The following is a 20,325-nucleotide window of genomic DNA, read 5'->3' as shown; positions in this document are numbered from 1 at the left end:
TCAATCGTCTCAGGAAGCGGGTATCTCATGAGTGAAGTTGCAGTTTCTGAACGCCTGAAGGCGCCGGCGCGCGCCAGGGCCACCTCGTCGGACCTGAAGGCCGACCGCGTCCGTTCCGCCTGGATGTTCCTGGCGCCGACGCTGTTTATCCTCGCCGTCGTCGCCGGCTGGCCATTGTTCCGCACCATATATTTCAGCTTCACCAACGCCTCGCTCACCAATCTCGGCGAAGCCCGCTTCGTCGGCTTCGACAATTATCTCACCTGGATCACGCTGAAGAGCGGCCGCACCGTCTACAAGGGCCTGCTCGCCGATCCCGCCTGGTGGAACGCGGTGTGGAACACGATGAAATTCACCGTGCTTTCCGTGCTGATCGAAACCGCGCTCGGCCTCATCGTCGCGCTGGTGCTGAACGCCCAGTTCGCCGGCCGCGGCATCGTGCGCGCCGCGATCCTGATCCCCTGGGCGATCCCGACCATCGTCTCGGCCAAGATGTGGGCCTGGATGCTCAACGACCAGTTCGGCATCCTGAACGACCTCTTCATGGCGCTCGGCCTGATCAGCCAGAAGATCGCCTGGACCGCCAATCCCGAGACAGCGATGACGGCTGTCCTGATCGTCGACGTCTGGAAGACGACGCCCTTCATGGCGCTTCTCATTCTCGCCGGCCTGCAGATGGTGCCCGGCGATATCTACGAGGCCGCCAAGATCGACGGCATCAACCCGATCAAGGTCTTCTGGCGCCTGACGCTGCCGCTGATCCGCCCCGCGATCATGGTCGCCGTCATCTTCCGCATGCTCGACGCCATGCGCATCTTCGACCTGATCTACGTGCTGACGCCGAACAACGCGCAGACCAAGACCATGTCGGTCATGGCTAGGGAGAACCTCTTCGACTTCGACAAGTTCGCCTATGGCGCGACCGCCTCGACCGTCCTCTTCCTGCTCATCGCCACCGTCACCGTGCTCTACATGTGGCTCGGCCGCGTCAACCTCGGCGGGAGTGAACGCTGATGCTTCTCACAGCCACGAAAAACACCCTCTTCTATCTCCTCGTCGGCGTCATCGTCCTCATCGCGGTCTTCCCCTTTTACTACGCGATCCTGACCAGCTTCAAAGCCGGCACGGCGCTGTTCGAGATCAACTACTGGCCGACCTCGATCTCCTTTGCGAACTACACGAACGTGCTCACCACGGGCAGCTTCATCAAAAGCCTCGGCAATTCGCTGCTGATCGCCGTCTGCGTCGTCGCCGCCTCGCTGCTGCTCGCCGTCACCGCATCCTATGCTCTCGCCCGTGTGCATTTCCGCGGCCGGGCGCTCCTGATGCTGACCATCCTGTCGGTCTCCATGTTCCCGCAGATCGCCGTGCTGGCAGGCCTGTTCGAGCTGATCCGCTGGATCGGCATCTTCAACACGCCATTCGCGCTGATCTTCTCCTACATGATCTTCACCCTGCCCTTCACGGTCTGGGTTCTGACCACCTTCATGCGTGATCTGCCGATCGAAATCGAGGAAGCGGCGATTGTCGACGGCGCCTCTCCATGGGTCATCATTACCCAGGTTTTCATGCCGCTGATGTGGCCGGCTTTGGTCACGACGGGACTGCTCGCCTTCATTACGGCCTGGAACGAATTCCTTTTCGCCCTAACCTTTACGTCTTCGGACGCGCAGCGGACCGTTCCGGTTGCCATCGCCTTGCTATCGGGCGGCAGCCAGTTCGAGATTCCGTGGGGCAACATCATGGCGGCATCCGTCATCGTCACGGTCCCGGTCGTTGTCCTGGTGCTCATATTCCAGCGCCGGATCATTTCCGGCCTCACCGCCGGCGGCGTCAAAGGTTGAAGAAAGCACGATATGGCACAGATTAGACTCGACAATATCAGAAAGAGCTTCGGCGCTCTCGAAGTCATCAAGGGCGTCACCATGGATATCCGCAAGGGTGAGTTCATGGTCTTCGTCGGCCCGTCCGGCTGCGGCAAGTCCACACTTTTGAGATTGATCTCCGGCCTGGAGGACATATCGGAAGGCACGCTCTCCTTCGATGGACAGGCGGTGAACCAGCTCTCGCCCTCCAAGCGCGGTATCGCCATGGTCTTCCAGTCCTACGCGCTCTATCCGCACATGACCGTCTTCGACAACATGGCCTTCGGCATGAAACTGTCGGGCCGCACCAAGGACGAGTGCAAGGCCCGCGTCGAGCAGGCAGCCGGCATGTTGCAGCTCTCGCCCTATCTGGAGCGCCTGCCCCGCCAGCTCTCCGGCGGCCAGCGCCAGCGCGTCGCGATCGGCCGCGCCATCGTCCGCGATCCCAAGGTCTTCCTCTTCGACGAGCCGCTGTCGAACCTCGACGCGGCACTGCGCGTCGCCACACGCCTGGAGATCGCCAAGCTTCACCGCAGCATGCACGACACGACGATGATCTACGTCACCCACGACCAGGTCGAGGCGATGACACTCGCCGACCGTATCTGCGTGTTGCGCGATGGTGTCGTCGAGCAGATCGGCACGCCGCTCGAGCTCTACGAAACCCCGAATTCCGTCTTCGTCGCCGGCTTCATCGGCTCGCCGAAGATGAACTTCCTCACCGGCGCGTTCTCCGCGCCCCATGACGCCCACACCATCGGGGTGCGCGCCGAACACATCGAGATCACCAACCGGGAGCCCGCCTGGAAGGGCACGGTGATCCACTCCGAAATCCTCGGTTCCGACAGCTTCGTCTATCTCGACATCGGCACGCCGGAACCGCTGGTCGTTCGCGAAACCGGCGTTTCGCGCCACCAGCCCGGCGACAATATCGGCGTCTCGCCTGTTGCCGGCGCCATCCACCGTTTCGACCCATCCGGACGCGCGCTCGAAAGGGTCCCCTTGAAGGGCGCCGCCTGAACCCAACCCAAACAACCCGGATCGCGACCGCTTCCCACCGGTTTCGATCCACCACGCGCATGAAGGAGCATGACCTTGGCTATTCGCACCATCGTATGGGGTGAAAACATCCATGAAAACACCAACGAGATCGTCCGCGGCATCTATCCCGATGGCATGCACACGACGATCGCCAACGCGCTGAACACCGATCCTGATATCAGCGCCACGACGGCGACGCTGCAGGAGCCGGAACACGGCCTCACCGAAGCCCGCCTCGCCGAAACCGACGTGCTGAACTGGTGGGGCCACAAGGATCACGGCGCCGTCTCCGACGTCGTCGTCGAGCGCGTCGCCAAGCGCGTCTGGGAGGGCATGGGCCTGCTCGTCCTGCATTCCGGCCACTTCTCGAAGATCTTCAAGCGCCTGATGGGCACGCCCTGCGCGCTGAAATGGCGCGAGGCCGGCGAGCGCGAGCGCCTGTGGACCATCAACCAGCGCCACCCGATCGCGGCCGGCATCGGCGAGAACTTCGTGCTCGAGAATGAAGAGATGTACGGCGAGCAGTTCTCCGTTCCGGAGCCGCTCGAGACCGTCTTCATCTCCTGGTTCCAGGGCGGCGAAGTCTTCCGCTCGGGGCTGACCTGGCGCCGCGGCGCCGGCAACATCTTCTACTTCCGCCCGGGCCACGAGACCTATCCGACCTACCACGACGCCAACGTCCAGAAGGTGCTGATCAACGGCGTCAAATGGGCCTATAATCCTGAGGGCGACCTGAAAAGCATCACCGATGCCCCGAATGTCCCGGTCGAGAAGGCGCTGGAGCCGATCACCGAACGCGGCCCGAGACTGCACCAGGCCGGCGAAGCCGGTTACCGCTGAGGAGAAGAGCAATGCGTCTACTCGTTCTTGGCACGGGCGTCATGGCCAAAAACCAGGTCGCCAACTTTCTCGCGATCGATGGCGTCGAGGTTGTCGGCGCCGTCGATACGGATCTCGCACGGCTGACCGAATTCGCCGATCACTTCCATATCGAAAAGCGCTTCCGCACGCTGGAAGAAGCGATCGACTGGGGTGAGTTCGACAGCGCCACCAACGTCACGCCTGATCGCATCCACTACGCGACCAGCCTGGCGCTGATCGCGGCCGGCAAGCACGTCTTCTGCGAAAAGCCGCTGGCCGAACATTACGACCACGCCCTGGAGATGACGGAAGCCGCCGAAGCCGCCGGCGTCATCAACATGGTCAACCTGACCTACCGCAACGTCGCGCCCCTGCAGCGCGCCCGCGAGATGGTTCTGGCCGGCGAACTCGGCACCATCAGGCACGTCGAGGCCTCCTATCTCCAGAGCTGGCTCGTCTCCCGCGCCTGGGGCGACTGGCGCACGGAATCGCGCTGGCTGTGGCGTCTATCGACCGGCCACGGTTCGAACGGCGTGCTCGGCGACGTCGGCATCCACATCCTCGACTTCGCGGCCTATGGCGCGGCGACCGATATCGACCACGTCTTCGCCCGCCTGAAGACCTTCAACAAGGCGCCGGGCGGCCAGATCGGCGAGTACCTGCTGGATGCCAACGACAGCTTCACCATGTCGGTGGATTTCACCAACGGCGCGCTTGGCGTCATCCATGCGACGCGCTGGGCGACGGGCCACCTCAACGAGCTGAAGCTACGCATCTACGGCGAAAAGGGCAGCCTCGAGGTTACCCATCGCCCCGATGGCTCCGACCTGCGCGGCTGCTTCGGCGACGACATCGAAAGCGCCACCTGGCGCGACATCGAGGTGCCGCCGGTCTTGACCAACTATCAGCGCTTCGCCGAAGCCGTGAAGACCGGCAGGCAGGACGACCCCACCTTCCGCCACGCCGCCAACCTGCAGAAGGTCATCGACCTTGCGATCGTCTCCGAACGCGAACGCCGCGAACTCAACCTTCTGGCCGCACAGCAACAGGACAGCACCCCCCGACAAGCGCATCCCGCCGCTGACGGTGGTGGTGTAGGGGTAGATTGATGATGCGGGGCCCGCGAAAGCGGGCCTTGCTATTGGGTGGCGGCAAACACCCGATGACGGCGATGGCCCGAAGCACACGGCAGAAATCAGCCGTCACCAGCCACCTTGTCGACGTCGAGGCTGACATATTTATCGAGATGCCTGAGCCATTTGCGTTCGATAGCAGTTTCGATGTCGATTTCGTTGGCGCGCAGATAGAGAACGAACTGGCCAAACAGGTCTGCCGCTTCGTTTTCCAGTGCTTCGCGGCTGCCGCCTGAACCATCCGCATTTGGCTTCGCCCTGCCGGCAATCAAAAGATGTTCGGCCGTCAGTTCGCCCAGTTCCTCCGTCAGCTTCAGAAGATACCAGTCCGCGTTACGCTCGATCTTATGGACCCGCGCATAAAGCTCGCCGACCTGCCCGATCCGGTCACTCAACTCCCTGAATGTCGCGCTCATTCTGTCCTCGATGGCTGTAGACGGACTCGTACCAGGAATGGTTACCGATGATTTGCGACACAACAACTACGATAGCCGCGAGATCATCCAGCAGTGATGCCAGCTGGCCCGTTCGGTCATTGAACCTGGGGCAACCGATGCCCAAATTCAGCTCATGGAAAAAATCCGAATGCGCTCATATGCATTCTGAGTATCGTGGGGCTCATCCTCGGCGGCTGGTTGGGCTATCAACTCGCTGGTCCGATTGGCGTTGTGGTGTTCGTTCCGCTCGGCGCTCTTGCCGGGTTGATTGTCGGCGTCCTCAACTGGCGACTGATCCTACTTCTGGGCTGACCGCGATGCCCCCACGCGTCTCTACGACAATGCCCAGGGATCAACTCCATCCACCACGCCGCGCCATTCATCGATAGCCGAGGAAACATCGGCCGAATTCCGGATACGCCAAACACGCAGTCCCGGGTTCGCGGCAAGCTGTGCCGAAATCTTCGTTCGAAAATTGGTGCGGTTCCTGATGCTGCGCATGGCGAATTTGTATTGCTGCCATGGCCAATCGACATTGCCTTGCGGCAATTCTTTACGCGTTCGTCCGATGTTGCGCAGCGGTCTTGCAATGAGCCGCCAGGCTCTTAGCCACTCGGGAGGATCCATCCACATGACGCTATCGGCACGATTGATCGCGAAAGGAAGCAGACTGGGGCCACCCTCGATAATCCAGCTGTCGGCCTGGACGGCGCGTGACAGATCGGCCTCGATCAGAGCCCGGGAACGCTGCCGCCAATGGCTCGTCAACTTCATGGCATCAAAGGAAATAACCGGCACATCCGGGCGTACCGCCGCCAGCCGCGCGGCCAGGTGGCTTTTGCCAGCTCCGTTGGGGCCGGTTATGATCAACCTTTTCAGCATCGCTGTCCCACGAAGAAGATCCCGTTCGACGGCGGCGGTCCGAGCGCAATTCGCCCCCGGCGGCGCCACCCTGCCCTAGCTGTCCGTCTCGTCCGTCTTCGGCGGGGCGCTGAAGAGGTTTTTCAAGGCGCTGGTCTTGGTCTTCTGCGCCTTGCTGAGCTTCAGCGCCCGGTTGGCGGCCTTGGCCTGTTCCAGCATCATCTCGATCTGGATCTGCTGGATTTCGGTCAGCCGCTCCCACTGCCGGTTGAGCAGATGGTCGACCTTTTCGTGCAGGTGGCGGATTTCCAGTTCGGCCTTGAGGTTGACCTTGTAGTCGTTGAGCGCGCGCAGGCGGTCCTTCGATTCCTGGCGGCGCTGGCTCATCATGATGATCGGCGCCTGCAGGGCGGCGATGGTCGACAGGATGAGGTTGAGCAGGATGAAGGGATAGGCGTCGAACGCCTCTCGCTCGCCCATCAGGAGATTGATGCCCATCCAGACCGCGAGAAACAGGCAGAAGGAGATGATGAACGGCCAGCTGCCGCCGAAGGTGGCGACGACGTCGGCGACGCGGTCGCCGATCGAGCGATGCTCCTCGTAATCCTCTTCGATGTTTTCGGCCAGCGTGTCGTGGCTCTTCAGGCTCTCCACCACCTCGTCCTCGAGGTTGGAGAGCTCGCCGCGTTCGTCGCGCAGCAGTTCGGCGATGTACTGGCCGCGATAATCGTCCACCACCTTGCGGTTGATGTAATCGTCGGAATGCAGACCCGGGTGCTTCTGCCGCATGAAATCGGCAAGCGAAGGGCGAAGGTCGTCGAAGTGGATGGCGTCCTTTTTCTTCAGGGCGGTGCCGGTGATCGCATCAACGAGGCGCACGGACTTCGCCTTGGCCCGCGCCAGGCTGTCGCTATAGTCCTTCATCTCGACGGTGGCCGCCTCGCCGCCGTGTCCGGCATCGAAATCCACGATCCCGCCCGCGAAATCCAGGGGCTTTTCTTCTGCCATCCGACGATCCTCTGTACCGATTCCTGCGCTCTAACCATCGAATCGCACAGGATTGTGACATTGCCGGGCGATCCGGGCGAGGCCATTCGTGGGCCAGGGTGAATGACCGGCTGCGCTGCCCTTCGCGACAACGCAAGCGCCTTCTAAAACAAGCCGCTTACGGACTTTCACCTGCCCCGATTAACGGCATCAAAAGCTTTCCGTCCTAGCCTGAAGCCATGACTTCGAGTGGACTTCGAAATAGCCTTCCGGCGGCCCTTCTGTTCCTGGTGATGCTGGTGCAATTCAGCGCCGCATCGGCTGCCCCGGCGGATTCCTTCGAGACACGCAGTTCCTGCTGGGCGTCCGCCAACCTGTCGGAGGACGCGGTGGCGATCGCCAGGAGCCCGGACCGATGGTCCTGCGGCGATCAGGCCCGCTCCATCGATGCCGAGCGCGTGCTGCTTCGCTTCGATATCAGCGTCGACCAACCTCTTCCCCGATATCTGCTCTCCAGGCGCGCGGCACTTCAGGCGATCCATCTGTTTGCAATCGACCGGGATGGCACGGTGCGCCAGAACAGCATTCCCGCCGCGGCCCTCCAAAGCTCCTTGGCCGGCGGCTACTTCAAGGCGCCCTTGCCCGATGTGACCAGTGAGACGCGGCAGGTGATCGCCGCGATCGACCTCCCGTGCCACCGGATGACGCTGGAGCGCGCCTATCTCGCGCCGACGGATGCCGCCAGCGGCATCGGCGACATGCGCTTCCTGCTTGTTCTGGCAGGGCTTGCCGGCATGCTCGTCATGCCGCTGATCTTCAATGCGGCCTTCTACCGGGCGCTGCGCGAACCTTTCGTTCTCTGGCATTCGGCGCTGACATTCTCGCTGCTGATGACCATTCTGGTGACATCCGGCCTTTCGGTCATGCTCTTCGATCCGCCGGCGATGACCTTGAGCTGGATGACGACGGTGATCTTCGGCATGACCATCGCATCGGGAGCGATGTTCACCTATAGCTTCGTCGAGCCCGGCCTGATGCATCCGCTCCTACGCCGCGCGCTCCCCTATTGCGCGGCATGGGCGATGTTGCTGAGCGTTTCTCACGCCGCCTTCCCCTTCGTCGCCCGCCCCATCCAGTCGAGCGCATATACGGCCGCCTTCGCGCCGGTGCTCGCCATATTCATCCTGTCGATGATCGATGCGCTGCGCCGGGGAAGCCGCGCCGCCCGTTTCCAGGCGATCGGCTACGCGCCGATGGTCGTGGTTGGATTGATCCGTCTGGTGACGGGCGTCGTTCCCTGGCTGCAAAGCACCGACGCCACCCTGCTCTTCTACATCGGCTGCATGTGGGAGGTCGTGTTCACCACGCTCGGCGTGGCCGAGCGCTTCGTCACCATGAAACGCGAGCGCGACGGCGCCCGCAACGACGCCGAGCTGCTTGAACGTCTGTCCGAAACGGATCCGCTGACGGGATTGCTCAACCGGCGTGCGATCGAACAACAATTCGAGCAATTGCGAACAGAAGGCTTCGCAGCCCTTGCCGTCATTGACATCGATCATTTCAAGGCGATCAACGATATCAACGGCCATAGCATCGGCGACGAGGTCCTGAAGGCCGTCGCCAATGCGCTGCAGCCAGGCCCGAGCGTGCGCGCCTACCGCCTCGGCGGCGAGGAATTCGTGCTTCTCCTGCGTGGCGACGACGCCGACACCCAGGCCGAACTCCGCCGCCAGGCCATTCCCGCCATCGTCGCCCGCACGGTGCCCGGCTTCAAACGGACGGTGACCGCAAGCATGGGCGTGACGGGTATTCTCGGTGACGAGGATTTCGCGACCCTTTATGAACGGGCCGACAAGCTGCTCTACGAAGCCAAGAGCGCGGGCCGCAATCGCACCCGTGGCGCGATCAACAGGACGCCGACGCCGCGTGACTTTCCGGATGACCGGGCGATGATCGCCTAGATCAACCCGCGCTTGGCTATCACGTCACGAACGGCATGATATCCACGCCATCGCCGGGAAAGACGGTGATATGGGGATGATCGAGGAAAAGCCGTGCCGCGGCCTCGGCATTCTCCGCCTCGACCACCAGATAGCCGCAGAGCGCATTGGAAGCCTCCGAGATGCCGTCCTTGTTGACCCGCGTCGTCTTCCCCACCATGCCGCCGCGATCAAGGATAACCGCAGCATTCCGCTCCTCCCATGCCATCCACTGCGGCACACCTTTGGCATCGATGGCATCTTGCCCGGCTTTCGGAAGGCGCCGGAAAGCATCGAAATCCTCGTGTTTCATGGTGTAGACGGCAAGAAATCGGGGCATGGTGGACCTGTGTGATGACGCGTCGTGTGCTCGAACATAGCATACGGCTGTGAGGTGCCTAAAGAGAGGTTTTGCGGTGTGGCGCCCCCCTCTGCCCTGCCGGGCATCTCCCCCACAGGTGGGGAGATCGACTCGTGGCCTGCTCCCCAACCAAACAATGAGCCTTGAGCGAGCGGATGCGCCCAGCCAATCTCCCCACCTGTGGGGGAGATGCCCGGCAGGGCAGAGGGGGGTATCCCAGGGCGCCGCGTCCAATCTCAGGCGCCCCACCCCAAAAACAACCCTAGCGCAACCGCTCCACCAACCGCCCGATCGACACCGCATCCGCATTGGCAAACGCTAACCGCAGATACCGCTCCTGCCCCACCCCGAAATAGCTCCCCGGCAGGCAGACAACGCCGGCCTCCCTGGCCAGCCGCTCGGCAACGGCGGACGAGCTCATGTCTTCGCACGGATGCCGGATGAAGGCGAAATAGGCGCCGAGCGCGCCGATCTCCCAGCCCGGCAGCTCAGCCATCACCGCCCGCAGCGCATCAGCCCGGCGCGCGATCTCAAGGCGGTTTTCGGCCCGCCAGCCGGCGAGAACGGGCATCGCATCGGCGACTGCCACCTGCGCCGCCCGTGGCGCGCAGATCTGCATGTTGTCCATCACCTTGGTGATCTCGGCGATGACGCCCTGCCCCGCCGTGATCGCGCCCAGCCGGTGGCCGGGAATGCAGAAGGATTTGGAGAAGCTGTAGAGCAGGATCAGCGTCTCCTCCCAGCCGGGGATAGCAAGCAGCGGATGCGGCGCGCCGTAGGTCTCCGGCAGAAAGTCGCGATAGGTCTCGTCGACGATCAGCCACGCCCCATGGTCGCGGCAGAGATCGAAGAGGGCGCGCAACAGATCCGGCGGATAGATCGCGCCCGTCGGATTGTTCGGCGTCACGATCGCCAGCACCTTGGCGCCCGAGGCCAGCGCCTTTTCGGCCGAGGCGATATCCGGCAGGAAGCCGTTCCCGGCGTCGCATTCGACCAGCACCCTGTTGATCCCGAGCATCGACAGGGTCGTTTCCTGGTTGAAGTAGAAGGGATTGGTCAGCGCCACGCTGTCCCCCGCCCCGGCAAGCGCGATGGCCGCCGCCATGAAGGCCTGGTTGCAGCCGGCGGTGATGTGGATGTTATGGGCGGCGACCGGCGCGCCGTAGACCTCGGACATCTGCCGGGCATAGGCCTCGCGCAGCACGCCCTCGCCCTCGATCGGCCCGTAGCCCGTCGTCGCCGGCGATGCCGCCGCCTCGCCCAGCAGCCGCAGCATCTCCGGATGCGCCGGGTAGCCCGGAACCGCCTGCGAGAGATCGACCAGCGGCCCCTTGTTTCCCTTGTATTCGCGTGCCCAGGCAAGCACCGAGGGGATGGGCGGCGGTGAGAGGCGGGATACGAGGAGATTGGCTTCAGCGGCGGGCATGGAGGCTCTCAAATCGATGATGGAAACCATCACTCCTGCACAAAACACCCCGCCTCGGCAACACGCATTCGCTGAACGCGCGCCAGCACGCCGTCAGGCGTCAAAACAAGACAGCGCGACGTCAGGCGCCGCAGCAGGCTTTGAGCCTTGCAAGCTTCGGCACCTCGATATGCCGGTTGGCGACGATGGAAATCACCCCATCCGCCTTGAGCTTCGACATCTGCCGCGACACCGTCTCGATCGTCAGCCCGAGGAAATCGGCGATATCGGCGCGTGACAGCGGCAGGTCGAAGCGGCGGCTCTGGCCGGCGGCTTCGGGATCGAGATGCGTCGCGATCAGAAGCAGGAAGCTCGCGACCTTCTCCGCCGCCGTCTTGCGCCCCAGCGTCACCATCCAGTCGCGGGCTTCGTCGAGCTCGCGCATCGTCTGGTTCATCAGCCGTTCGGCGAGCGCCGGCGTGCTCTTGACCAGCCGCTCCATGGCGGCCTTCGGAACACGGCAGAGATGAACGTCGGACGCGGCCTCCGCCGAGACGCCGTTTTCATCGGCATGCAACCTCCCGAGGAAATCGGGCGCGAACTGCAGGCCGACGATCTGCTGGCGGCCGTCTTCGAGCGTCTTCGTCAGCTTCACCACGCCGCTGATGACGGTGGCGTAGGATTCGACGGGCATCTTCTCGCCGGCCAGCTCCTCCCCGGCGTCATGGGTGACAAGCCGCGTATGGGCGGAAAGAGACAGGAGTTCGTCGGCCGTCAGCGCCCCGCACATCCCCTTGTGGCGGACCTCGCAGCTGACGCAACGTACTGGAATATTAGAATTATGGATATCTTTTCGCATAGACCCGGCTCCACCCGGACCATAGCCAAGGCCATCGTCGGAGAACAGCGGTTTCTTGATCGAGATCAAGGCAGTCATCGAAAACCCCCATTATTCCCCGTCCTGGAAAGGACACCCCCATGACCGCCGATCTCATCGCCCGCTATTCCGCCCCCGTCCCCCGCTACACCAGCTACCCGACCGCGCCGCACTTTCACGAGGGCATCGGCGAGGTGGATTACAGGCGGTGGCTCGAAGCAAGTTCACAAGGCGCACTATCGCTTTACGTGCATATCCCGTTCTGCGACCGGCTCTGTTTCTACTGCGGCTGCCATACCAGGCAGGTGCGCCGCTACGACCCCATCGCGACCTACCTGGAAGCCTTGAATAGCGAGATCGCGCTCGTTGCAAAACATCTCCCGCTACGGCGAAAGGTCGCAGCCATCCATTTCGGCGGTGGTTCGCCGACGATCGTTAGCCCCGATGACCTCGGCCGCCTGCGCGCCACGCTCGATGCCCATTTCGAGATCGGTCCGGAGTGCGAGATCAGCGTCGAGATCGATCCAACGCATGTGGATGCCGACAAGCTCAGGGCATGGCGCGATCTCGGCATGACGCGGGCAAGCGTCGGCGTGCAGGACTTCGCACCCGTCGTCCAGGCATCGATCAACCGGCCGCAGAGCTTTGACGAGACGGCGATGGTGGTGCGGACGTTGCGCGATCTCGGCATCGGCTCGATCAATCTCGACATCGTCTACGGCCTCCCCCATCAGGACCGCGACATGCTGCTGCGAACGATCGAGCTGTCGCTGTCGATGCAGCCCGATCGCATCGCCATGTTCGGCTACGCCCACGTCCCCTGGGTCAAGAAACACCAGTCGGTGATCGACACCGCCACGCTTGCCGGCCCGGTCGACCGCTTCACGATGGCCGCGGCCGGCGCTGGCGCCATCCTCGCCGCCGGTTACGACGCCGTCGGCATCGACCACTTCGCGAGACCCGACGACAGCATGGCCCGCAAGCTGCGCGACGGCGCGCTCAGGCGCAATTTCCAGGGCTACACGACGGATGGCGCCGATACGCTGATCGGCCTTGGCGCCTCCTCGATCGGCAAGCTTCCACAGGGCTATGTCCAGAACATCGTCGCGACGGGACAATATTGCCGGTCGGTCATGGAAGGCCGCCTTCCCGTCGCAAGAGGCTTCGCGCTCTCGGATGCCGACCGCGCCAGCGCTTGCGCGATCGAGGCGCTGATGTGCCAATACGCCTTCTCCGTCGCGGAGCTGCGCGCGCGCTTCGGCGGAGCCGCCGACGATGCCTGCAACGACGCCCTGCATGCGAGCTTCAACGAGGACGGCTTCGTCTCCTTCGACGGCGACAGGTTCTCCATCACCGAGGAAGGCCGCCCATTCGTGCGCACCATCGCCGCCAGGTTTGATCGCTACCTCGATCGGGGCAAGGGCAAACATTCTTCCGCGATTTGATCTGAATCAATAAGCCCGGCCGAAAACCTGATTATCGTCAGTTCCGGCACCAATTGTCGCAGCCCCGGCTCGCCGATTGTCAGTCGTCTACTGCCAGTTATAGTAATTTCAGAAATTTCTGAAATCACAGTCATAACGAAAGCCCGATCATGAATCTTGTGCCGCTCGTCCAATCCTTCGTCCTGCACTTCGGTGAAATGGGCTCGCGCTGGGGTATCAACCGTACGGTGAGCCAGATCTACGCGCTGCTCTACGTCTCGCCCCAGCCGCTCTGCGCCGAGGAGATCGCCGACGCGCTCGGCATTTCGCGCTCGAACGTCTCGATGAGCCTGCGCGAGTTGCAGACTTGGAACCTGGTGCTGCTGAGACACCGGCCGGACGATCGCCGCGACTTTTTCACCACGCCGGACGATGTCTGGCTGATCCTGCGCACGCTCGCCGAGGAGCGCAAGAAGCGCGAGGTCGATCCGACCCTCTCGATGCTGCGCGAGATCCTCATGCAGAAGCCGGCCAGCGAAGCCGAGCGCCACGCCCAGCAACGCATGGGCGAAATGCATGCACTGATTGAACAGCTGACACATTGGTATGACGATGTGAAACAACTTGAAACCGAAAGACTGGCGACGCTACTCTCGCTAGGCGCGAAAGTGACGAAGCTGCTCGAGGCCAAGGACCGGGTCATCTCGCTCGGCCGTGGCCGCCGTCCCAATCCTGCGAACAAGAGTTAGCGCCATGACCAGTGCCTATCTCGATGCCACGCATGACAAGACCAGGAAGGCACGGCGCAGGCGTGCCCGTCAGCCCGCGGGCCTTCGAACCGCGGCCCTGATCCAGACGCTCGCCGCCCTCCTCTGGATTCCGCAGGCCGGCCTGCTGTCGATCGCGGTCGGCCGCATCGCCGATGGCGGCGGCCTCGATGCCGCAATCTGGCCGGCGGTCGCCATTGCCTTGCTCGGCGTCGCGAAGAGCTGTCTCGACGCGGCCGGGGGCCGGCTTGCCTTTCGCGCCGCGCGGGTTGAACTGACGAAAAGGCGGGTCCGCGCCGTCGAGGCCCTGGCGCGCCGCTCGCCCGTCGACAGCACCCGCCACACATCCGGCGAGGCCGCCAGCATCGTCGGCGAGCAGGCCGAACTGATCGTGCCCTATCTCGCGCGTTTCCAGCCCGGCCGCTTCAAGGCCAGCGCCGTGCCGCTCTTCATTCTCGCCTGCGTCTTCCCCATCTCGTGGATCGCGGCCCTCGTGCTGCTCTTCACCATGCCGCTCGTTCCCGTGTTCATGGCGTTGATCGGCTGGCGCGCGCAGGCGGCCAGTGAAAGGCAGCTCCAGGCGACTGGCGGCCTCAACGGCTTCCTGCTCGACCGCCTGCGCGGCCTCGCCACCATCCGCGCCCTTGGCGCCGTCGATGCCACGGCGACGCGTCTGCGCGCCGATGCCGAGGACCTGAAAACCCGCACCATGGCCGTGCTGCGCATCGCCTTCCTGTCGTCGGCGGTTCTCGAGCTCTTCGCCGCCCTGGGCGTCGCCATGCTGGCCGTCTACGTCGGCTTCTCGCTGCTCGGCCAGATCAGGTTCGGCGCCTGGGCCAGCGGTCTCGACCTCACATCGGGCCTCTTCGTGCTCTTGCTCGCGCCCGCCTTCTTCGAGCCGCTGCGCGAACTCTCGGCCGTCTGGCACGACCGCGCCTCGGGCGAAGCGGCGATGAAGGCGCTCGATGCGCTGAGCGAGGACGGCATGCCGCTGCCGCAAGCCGAACCGGCTCCCGGCACGCTTGGCGCCGACATCCTCTTCCATGCGGTCGGCTTTCGCTATCCCGGCAGCGACATATCCGCCGTCGAGAATTTCGACCTTCACATCCGCGCCGGCGAGCACGTCGCCCTGCTGGGCCCGAGCGGCTCCGGCAAGTCGACCTTGCTGGCGCTCGCCGCCGGTCTCGCTCCCTGTGAAACCGGTCAGATCGAGATCGGCGGGCAACCGGCCGGCCAGGCGTCGCGGTCGCGGATCGCCTGGATCGGTCAGAAGCCGCATATCTTCGCCGGCAGCATCACCCGCAACGTCTCGCTCGGCCGGCCGCACGTCTCCGCTCAACAGGCCGCGGCCGCTCTCGATGCCGCCCACCTCGGCAACCTCGCGAGCGCCTACCGCAACCGTCCGCTGGGCGACGGCGGAGCCGGCCTTTCGGGCGGCGAGGCCCTGCGGCTTGCCATCGCGCGCGCCGCCGCCGACCCGCGAGCGCTGATCGTCCTTGCCGACGAACCCACCGCCCATCTCGATATCGCGACGGCCGACGACATCACCGAGAGCCTGCTGATCCTTGCCAAGGGCAGGACCCTGCTCGTCGCCACCCACGATCCCCGCCTTGCCGCGCGCATGGGCAGGACCATCCATATCAATCCGGAACCCGCAAGGGAGGCCGCGGAATGAGCGCGTCGCTGACCGATCTGAAACCGATCCTCAAGCTCTTCGTCCGCGAGAAGAAACGCGGCCTGCTCCTCGGCGCCGTCATGTCGGCGACAACGGCCGCCGCCGGCGTCGCGCTGCTCGGTCTCTCCGGCTGGTTCATCACGGCAACCGCCATTGCGGGCACGGCGGCAGCGACCGCCATCACCTTCGATGTCTTCGCTCCCTCGGCCGGCATCCGCCTGCTGGCGATCGGCCGCACGGCCTCGCGCTATGGCGAGCGGCTGACGACGCATGACGCGACGCTGAGCGTTCTCGCCGCCTTGCGCGAACGCCTGTTTCGCGGCTGGGCGAAGGCCGGCGCCGCCCGCGATCTCGCCAGACGCCCGGCCCGCCTGCTGTTTCGCCTGACCGGCGATATCGATGCGCTCGATTCCCTCTATCTGCGCGTGCTGGTGCCGGCGGGCGTCGCCATCCTGGCCGCGCTCGCCACCGGCATCGCGCTCGGCCTGATGCATCCTCTCTTCGGCCTCTCGGCGGCGCTGCTTCTTTTCGCCGCCGGCCTCGGCATCCCCCTTTGCGCCGGCAGACTTGCCGCCGCCCACGCCCGGCGCCGCGCCTATGGCATCGAGGCGCTGCGCGCGCGCACCATCGACCTCGTGGCCGGCCAGTCGGACCTGCTGATGGCCGGACGGATCGACGAGCAGGCGACAGCCATATCGGCAGCCGACCGCTATGCGGCCGATGCCGACGACCGGCTGAACCGCATCGAGAGCATCGTCACCCTCGGCTTCGGCGCCGCCTCGACGCTCCTGCTCACCGGCGCGTTGCTGGCCGTATCAGCACTCGCGGGCGCCGGTACGATCACCGCCCCGGTTGCCGCCCTCGGCATCCTGATCGCCTTCGCCGCCGTCGAGCCCTTCGGCGCGCTTCGTCGCGGCGCGCTCGAACTCGGACGCACGCTTCTGGCGGCCAAGCGCATCGGTCCGCGCCTCACCGATGAGCAGCCGGCGGGCCGGCACGCAGCCCCTTCCACCGAATTCGCGATCGAACTCGCCGGTGTCAGCGCCGCCTATGACGCGGCCGCGACCCCCGTCCTCGTCGATATCAACCTCACCTTGAAAGCAGGCGAGAAGCTGGCGCTGATCGGCGCCAGCGGCGCCGGGAAGTCCACGCTGCTGGCCCTGCTCGCCGGCGAGATCGCACCGCTTCACGGCATGATCGCCAACGACGCGGGAACGCTGATGACCCAGCGCACCGAGCTTTTCCAAGACACGGTCGGCGGCAATCTGCGTCTGGCCCATCCGCGGGCGACTGTCGACGACCTCAAGGCGGCGCTCGCCGCCGCTGGCCTGCTGGCCGATATAGTCGCGCTCCCCGCCAATCTCGGCACCCGGCTCGGCGAAGGCGGCATGGGCCTTTCGGGCGGCCAGGCACGCCGGCTTGCGCTCGCCCGCCTCTTCCTGCGCGACACGCGGCTCTGGCTGCTCGACGAACCGACGGAAGGCCTCGACCGCGCCACCGCGCGAGATGTCATGGCCCGGTTGTCGGAGAAGGCGGAAGGCCGCACGCTTGTCATCGCCACGCATATCCGCCGCGAGGCGGAGATCACGGATGTGATCGCCACGCTCGATGGCGGCCGCATCGCAAGCATTTCGCGCCGCGGAGAGACGGCGTTCGAAGACGCTCTGAACCGGCTGAGACCGGACTGAGCAATGCATGACCGCCAGGCAATCGGGCCGGCGGAGAATCTTCGTACCCCCATGGGGCTGGGAGAAAGACAATGGAACTAGACATCGTCGATTTATCGCGTTTTCAATTCGCGCTGACAGCGCTCTACCACTTTTTATTCGTGCCGCTGACGCTTGGCCTCTCCGTGCTGCTGGCCATCATGGAGACCGTCTACGTCATGACCGGCCGCCAGATCTGGCGGCAGATGACGAAATTCTGGGGCGTGCTGTTCGGTATCAACTTCGCCATCGGCGTCGCCACCGGCATCGTCATGGAATTCCAGTTCGGCATGAACTGGAGCTACTACAGCTACTATGTCGGCGATATCTTCGGTGCGCCGCTGGCGATCGAAGGGCTGATGGCCTTCTTCCTCGAAGCCACCTTCGTCGGCCTGTTCTTCTTCGGCTGGGACAAGCTCTCCAAGGTCGGGCACCTGATCGCGACATGGTGCGTGGCGATCGGATCGAACTTCTCCGCGCTCTGGATCCTCGTCGCCAACGGCTGGATGCAGAACCCGGCCGGATCGGCGCTCAACCCGCAGACCATGCGCATGGAAGTGACCAGCTTCTTCGACGTCGTCTTCAACCCGGTCGCCCAGGCGAAGTTCGTCCACACCGTCTCGGCCGGTTACGTCTGTGCCTCCCTCTTCGTGCTGGGCGTCTCGGCCTGGTACCTGCTCAAGGGCCGGCACATCGAGATCGCCAAGCGCTCGATGACGGTCGCGGCGTCCTTCGGCCTGGCCTCGGCGCTGTCGGTCGTCGTTCTCGGCGACGAAAGCGGCTACCGTGCAACCGAAAACCAGAAGATGAAGCTCGCTGCCATCGAAGCCATGTGGGAAACGGAGCCGGCGCCGGCGGCCTTCACCGCCATCGGCTTCCCCGACCAGGAAGCGCGCGAAACGCACTTCGCCGTCCAGATCCCGTGGCTCATGGGCCTGATCGGCACCCGCTCGCTGGATACCGCCATTCCGGGGATCAACGAACTCGAGGAAGGCGCGAAGACCCGGATTCGGGAAGGCATCAAGGCCTACGACGCGCTGATGCAAATCCGCGCCGCCGGCTCGCCCGACAAGATCACGCCTGAAAACAGGACCACGTTCGAGACGCTCGGCCACCAGCTCGGCTATGCCCTTCTCCTGAAGCGTTATGTCGACGATCCCCGCACCGCCACCGATCAGCAGATCGAACAGGCCGCCCGCGACACCATCCCGAACGTGCCGGTCCTCTTCTGGTCGTTCCGCATCATGGTCGGGCTCGGCGTCTTCTTCATTCTGCTGACGGCGACCTTCTTCTGGCTGTCCGCCCGCCGACGTCTCGATGCTCATCCTTGGCTTTTGCGTATCGCGGTCTTTTCGATACCGCTGCCGTTCATCGCCATCGAAATGGGTTGGGTGGTTGCCGAGGTCGGACGCCAGCCCTGGATCATCGAGGGCGTGCTGCCGACGGCGGCGGCCGTCTCCAGCCTCGGGGCCAGCACCGTGCTCATGACCATCATCGGCTTTGCCGCCCTCTACACGGTGCTCATCATCATCGAGATGACGCTGATGGTGAAGGCCATCAAGAAGGGCCCGGAACCGGACAACGAGCCGGAAGCCGAGCTTATTTCCGAAACCCTCGTTCCTGCCGCGGAGTGATCGATCATGATCCTGCACGAACTCATCGACTATCAAACCCTGCGCCTGATCTGGTGGCTGATCCTCGGCGTCCTGCTGATCGGCTTCGCCGTCACCGATGGCTTCGACCTCGGCGTCGGCATGCTGCTCCCCTTCGTCGCCAGGAAGGATACGGAGCGGCGCGTCGCCATCAACACGATCGGCCCGGTCTGGGAAGGAAACCAGGTGTGGCTGATCCTCGGGGGCGGCGCCGTCTTCGCCGCCTGGCCACCACTCTACGCGGTCTCCTTCTCGGGCTTCTACCTCGCCATGTTCGCCGTTCTCCTGGCGCTCATCCTGCGGCCGGTCGCCTTCAAGTACCGCTCGAAGCGTGAAAGCGCCCGCTGGCGCGGCAATTGGGACATCGCGCTGTTCATCGGCGGCTTCGTCCCGTCGCTGATCTTCGGCGTCGCCGTCGGCAACGTGCTGCAGGGCGTGCCCTTCCGCTTCGATCCGGCCGACATGCGCATCTTCTATGAAGGCACCTTCTTCGGCCTGCTCAACCCCTACGCCCTGCTCTGCGGCCTGCTGTCCGTCGCCATGCTGACCATGCACGGCGCCGCCTGGCTGGTGCTGAAGTCGAGCGGTCCGGTGGCGGAGCGCGCCCGCGGCTATGGCAGCGTCGCTGCCCTCCTCGTCATCGTGCTCTTCGCGCTCGGCGGCGTCTTCCTGGCCTTCGGCGTCAGCGGCTACACGATCTCGAGCGCCATCGTCACCGATGGCCCCTCGAACCCGCTGTTGAAGACGGCGGCGCAGGACGGCTCGTGGCTGGCCAACTACGCCACCTATCCCTGGATGCTGATCGCACCTGTCGCCGGCTTCCTCGGAGCGATCGCCACCCTGATCGCCATCCGCGCCAGACTGGAAATCGGAACGCTGCTGTTCAGCAAATTGTCGATCTTCGGCATCATCTCGACCGTCGGCGTCTCGATGTTCCCCTTCATCCTGCCCTCCTCGATCGACCCGAAGTCGAGCCTGACGGTGTGGGATGCGTCATCGAGCCATCTGACACTGTTCATCATGCTTGTCGTCACGGCGATCTTCCTGCCGCTCATCGTCGCCTACACCGCCTGGGTCTACAAGGTGCTCTGGGGCAAGGTCGACGAGAAGCAGGTCACCGACAAAAGCGGTCACGCGTATTAAAGGAGAAATGGCATGTGGTATTTCGCATGGATCCTTGGTCTGCCGCTCGCGGCCGCCTTCGCCGTCCTCAACGCCATGTGGTACGAGCTGGTCGACGATGAAACCAAGAAAAAGAAGAAGTCCTGAATGACAGGATAACGAAAAGAGGCTG

Annotated in this window: 19 protein-coding genes; 13 read left to right on the top strand and 6 right to left on the bottom strand. The window is 64.1% G+C overall.

Features of this window, described 5'->3' with window-relative positions; genetic code table 11:
* The first annotated feature begins 27 nt into the window (after positions 1-27).
* The 5 genes from P3R82_RS13735 (at position 28) to P3R82_RS13715 (ending at position 4,876) form a co-directional block, all read left to right on the top strand.
* Positions 28-1,014 (top strand): sugar ABC transporter permease, encoded by a 987-nt coding sequence (locus P3R82_RS13735; RefSeq protein ID WP_283194247.1) that lies wholly within the window; start codon positions 28-30, stop codon positions 1,012-1,014.
* On the top strand, positions 1,014-1,844 hold the full coding sequence (locus P3R82_RS13730; RefSeq protein ID WP_283194246.1) for a carbohydrate ABC transporter permease: 831 nt from the start codon (positions 1,014-1,016) through the stop codon (positions 1,842-1,844). Before P3R82_RS13735 ends, P3R82_RS13730 begins: the two co-directional genes overlap by 1 nt.
* A gap of 12 nt (positions 1,845-1,856) precedes the next feature.
* Positions 1,857-2,885, top strand: a complete 1,029-nt coding sequence (locus P3R82_RS13725) for an ATP-binding cassette domain-containing protein (RefSeq protein ID WP_283194245.1) — start codon at positions 1,857-1,859, stop codon at positions 2,883-2,885.
* 75 nt (positions 2,886-2,960) lie between these two features.
* Positions 2,961-3,746: a ThuA domain-containing protein gene (locus P3R82_RS13720; RefSeq protein ID WP_283194244.1), complete on the top strand. Its 786-nt coding sequence runs from the start codon at positions 2,961-2,963 to the stop codon at positions 3,744-3,746.
* Positions 3,747-3,757: 11 nt separating this feature from the next.
* Positions 3,758-4,876: a Gfo/Idh/MocA family oxidoreductase gene (locus P3R82_RS13715; protein ID WP_283194243.1), complete on the top strand. Its 1,119-nt coding sequence runs from the start codon at positions 3,758-3,760 to the stop codon at positions 4,874-4,876.
* An 86-nt stretch (positions 4,877-4,962) separates the two neighbouring features.
* Here the strand turns inward: P3R82_RS13715 and P3R82_RS13710 are convergent, their stop codons facing one another.
* The 3 genes from P3R82_RS13710 to P3R82_RS13700 form a co-directional block, all read right to left on the bottom strand.
* Entirely contained in the window at positions 4,963-5,316 is a 354-nt protein-coding gene (locus P3R82_RS13710) for a phosphoribosyl-ATP pyrophosphohydrolase (RefSeq protein WP_283194242.1), read from the bottom strand.
* A 354-nt stretch (positions 5,317-5,670) separates the two neighbouring features.
* On the bottom strand, positions 5,671-6,219 hold the full coding sequence (locus tag P3R82_RS13705) for a DNA topology modulation protein FlaR (RefSeq protein WP_283194241.1): 549 nt from the start codon (positions 6,217-6,219) through the stop codon (positions 5,671-5,673).
* Between the two features lie 75 nt (positions 6,220-6,294).
* A complete protein-coding gene (locus P3R82_RS13700; RefSeq protein WP_283194240.1) occupies positions 6,295-7,206 on the bottom strand; it encodes a DUF1003 domain-containing protein in 912 nt (303 codons plus the stop codon).
* A 218-nt stretch (positions 7,207-7,424) separates the two neighbouring features.
* Between P3R82_RS13700 and P3R82_RS13695 the strand changes: the two genes are divergently transcribed.
* Positions 7,425-9,146: a diguanylate cyclase gene (locus tag P3R82_RS13695; RefSeq protein WP_283194239.1), complete on the top strand. Its 1,722-nt coding sequence runs from the start codon at positions 7,425-7,427 to the stop codon at positions 9,144-9,146.
* 19 nt (positions 9,147-9,165) lie between these two features.
* On the opposite strand, the gene P3R82_RS13690 is transcribed toward P3R82_RS13695, so the two are convergent.
* The 3 genes from P3R82_RS13690 to P3R82_RS13675 form a co-directional block, all read right to left on the bottom strand.
* Positions 9,166-9,504 carry a hypothetical protein gene (locus tag P3R82_RS13690; protein ID WP_283194238.1) on the bottom strand — a complete coding sequence of 113 codons (339 nt, stop codon included), beginning with the start codon at positions 9,502-9,504 and terminating at the stop codon, positions 9,166-9,168.
* 283 nt (positions 9,505-9,787) lie between these two features.
* Entirely contained in the window at positions 9,788-10,951 is a 1,164-nt protein-coding gene (locus P3R82_RS13680; protein WP_283194237.1) for an aminotransferase, read from the bottom strand.
* Positions 10,952-11,072: 121 nt separating this feature from the next.
* Positions 11,073-11,720 carry a Crp/Fnr family transcriptional regulator gene (locus tag P3R82_RS13675; protein WP_283196340.1) on the bottom strand — a complete coding sequence of 216 codons (648 nt, stop codon included), beginning with the start codon at positions 11,718-11,720 and terminating at the stop codon, positions 11,073-11,075.
* Positions 11,721-11,908: 188 nt separating this feature from the next.
* On the opposite strand from P3R82_RS13675, the gene hemN reads away from it, so the two are divergent.
* The 7 genes from hemN to cydX all read left to right on the top strand — a co-directional run bounded on the left by hemN (position 11,909) and on the right by cydX (position 20,300).
* Positions 11,909-13,252, top strand: coding sequence for an oxygen-independent coproporphyrinogen III oxidase (gene hemN, locus P3R82_RS13670; protein WP_283194236.1), 1,344 nt, complete (start codon positions 11,909-11,911; stop codon positions 13,250-13,252).
* A gap of 149 nt (positions 13,253-13,401) precedes the next feature.
* Positions 13,402-13,980, top strand: coding sequence for a GbsR/MarR family transcriptional regulator (locus P3R82_RS13665; protein WP_283194235.1), 579 nt, complete (start codon positions 13,402-13,404; stop codon positions 13,978-13,980).
* A 4-nt stretch (positions 13,981-13,984) separates the two neighbouring features.
* Entirely contained in the window at positions 13,985-15,673 is a 1,689-nt protein-coding gene (cydD, locus tag P3R82_RS13660; protein ID WP_283194234.1) for a thiol reductant ABC exporter subunit CydD, read from the top strand.
* Complete coding sequence (gene cydC / locus P3R82_RS13655) at positions 15,670-17,361, top strand: thiol reductant ABC exporter subunit CydC (protein WP_283194233.1); 1,692 nt, start codon at positions 15,670-15,672, stop codon at positions 17,359-17,361. The genes cydD and cydC overlap by 4 nt, the downstream gene beginning before the upstream one ends.
* A 71-nt stretch (positions 17,362-17,432) precedes the next feature.
* Positions 17,433-19,013 (top strand): cytochrome ubiquinol oxidase subunit I, encoded by a 1,581-nt coding sequence (locus tag P3R82_RS13650; protein WP_183899257.1) that lies wholly within the window; start codon positions 17,433-17,435, stop codon positions 19,011-19,013.
* 6 nt (positions 19,014-19,019) lie between these two features.
* Complete coding sequence (cydB, locus tag P3R82_RS13645; protein ID WP_283194232.1) at positions 19,020-20,174, top strand: cytochrome d ubiquinol oxidase subunit II; 1,155 nt, start codon at positions 19,020-19,022, stop codon at positions 20,172-20,174.
* A 12-nt stretch (positions 20,175-20,186) separates the two neighbouring features.
* A complete protein-coding gene (cydX, locus tag P3R82_RS13640; RefSeq protein ID WP_183899259.1) occupies positions 20,187-20,300 on the top strand; it encodes a cytochrome bd-I oxidase subunit CydX in 114 nt (37 codons plus the stop codon).
* Positions 20,301-20,325 lie beyond the last annotated feature (25 nt).

This window comes from Rhizobium sp. AN80A (genome assembly GCF_030053015.1).
Taxonomy (GTDB): Bacteria; Pseudomonadota; Alphaproteobacteria; order Rhizobiales; family Rhizobiaceae; genus Rhizobium; species Rhizobium metallidurans.
This window is presented reverse-complemented; position numbering and strand designations above follow the sequence as displayed.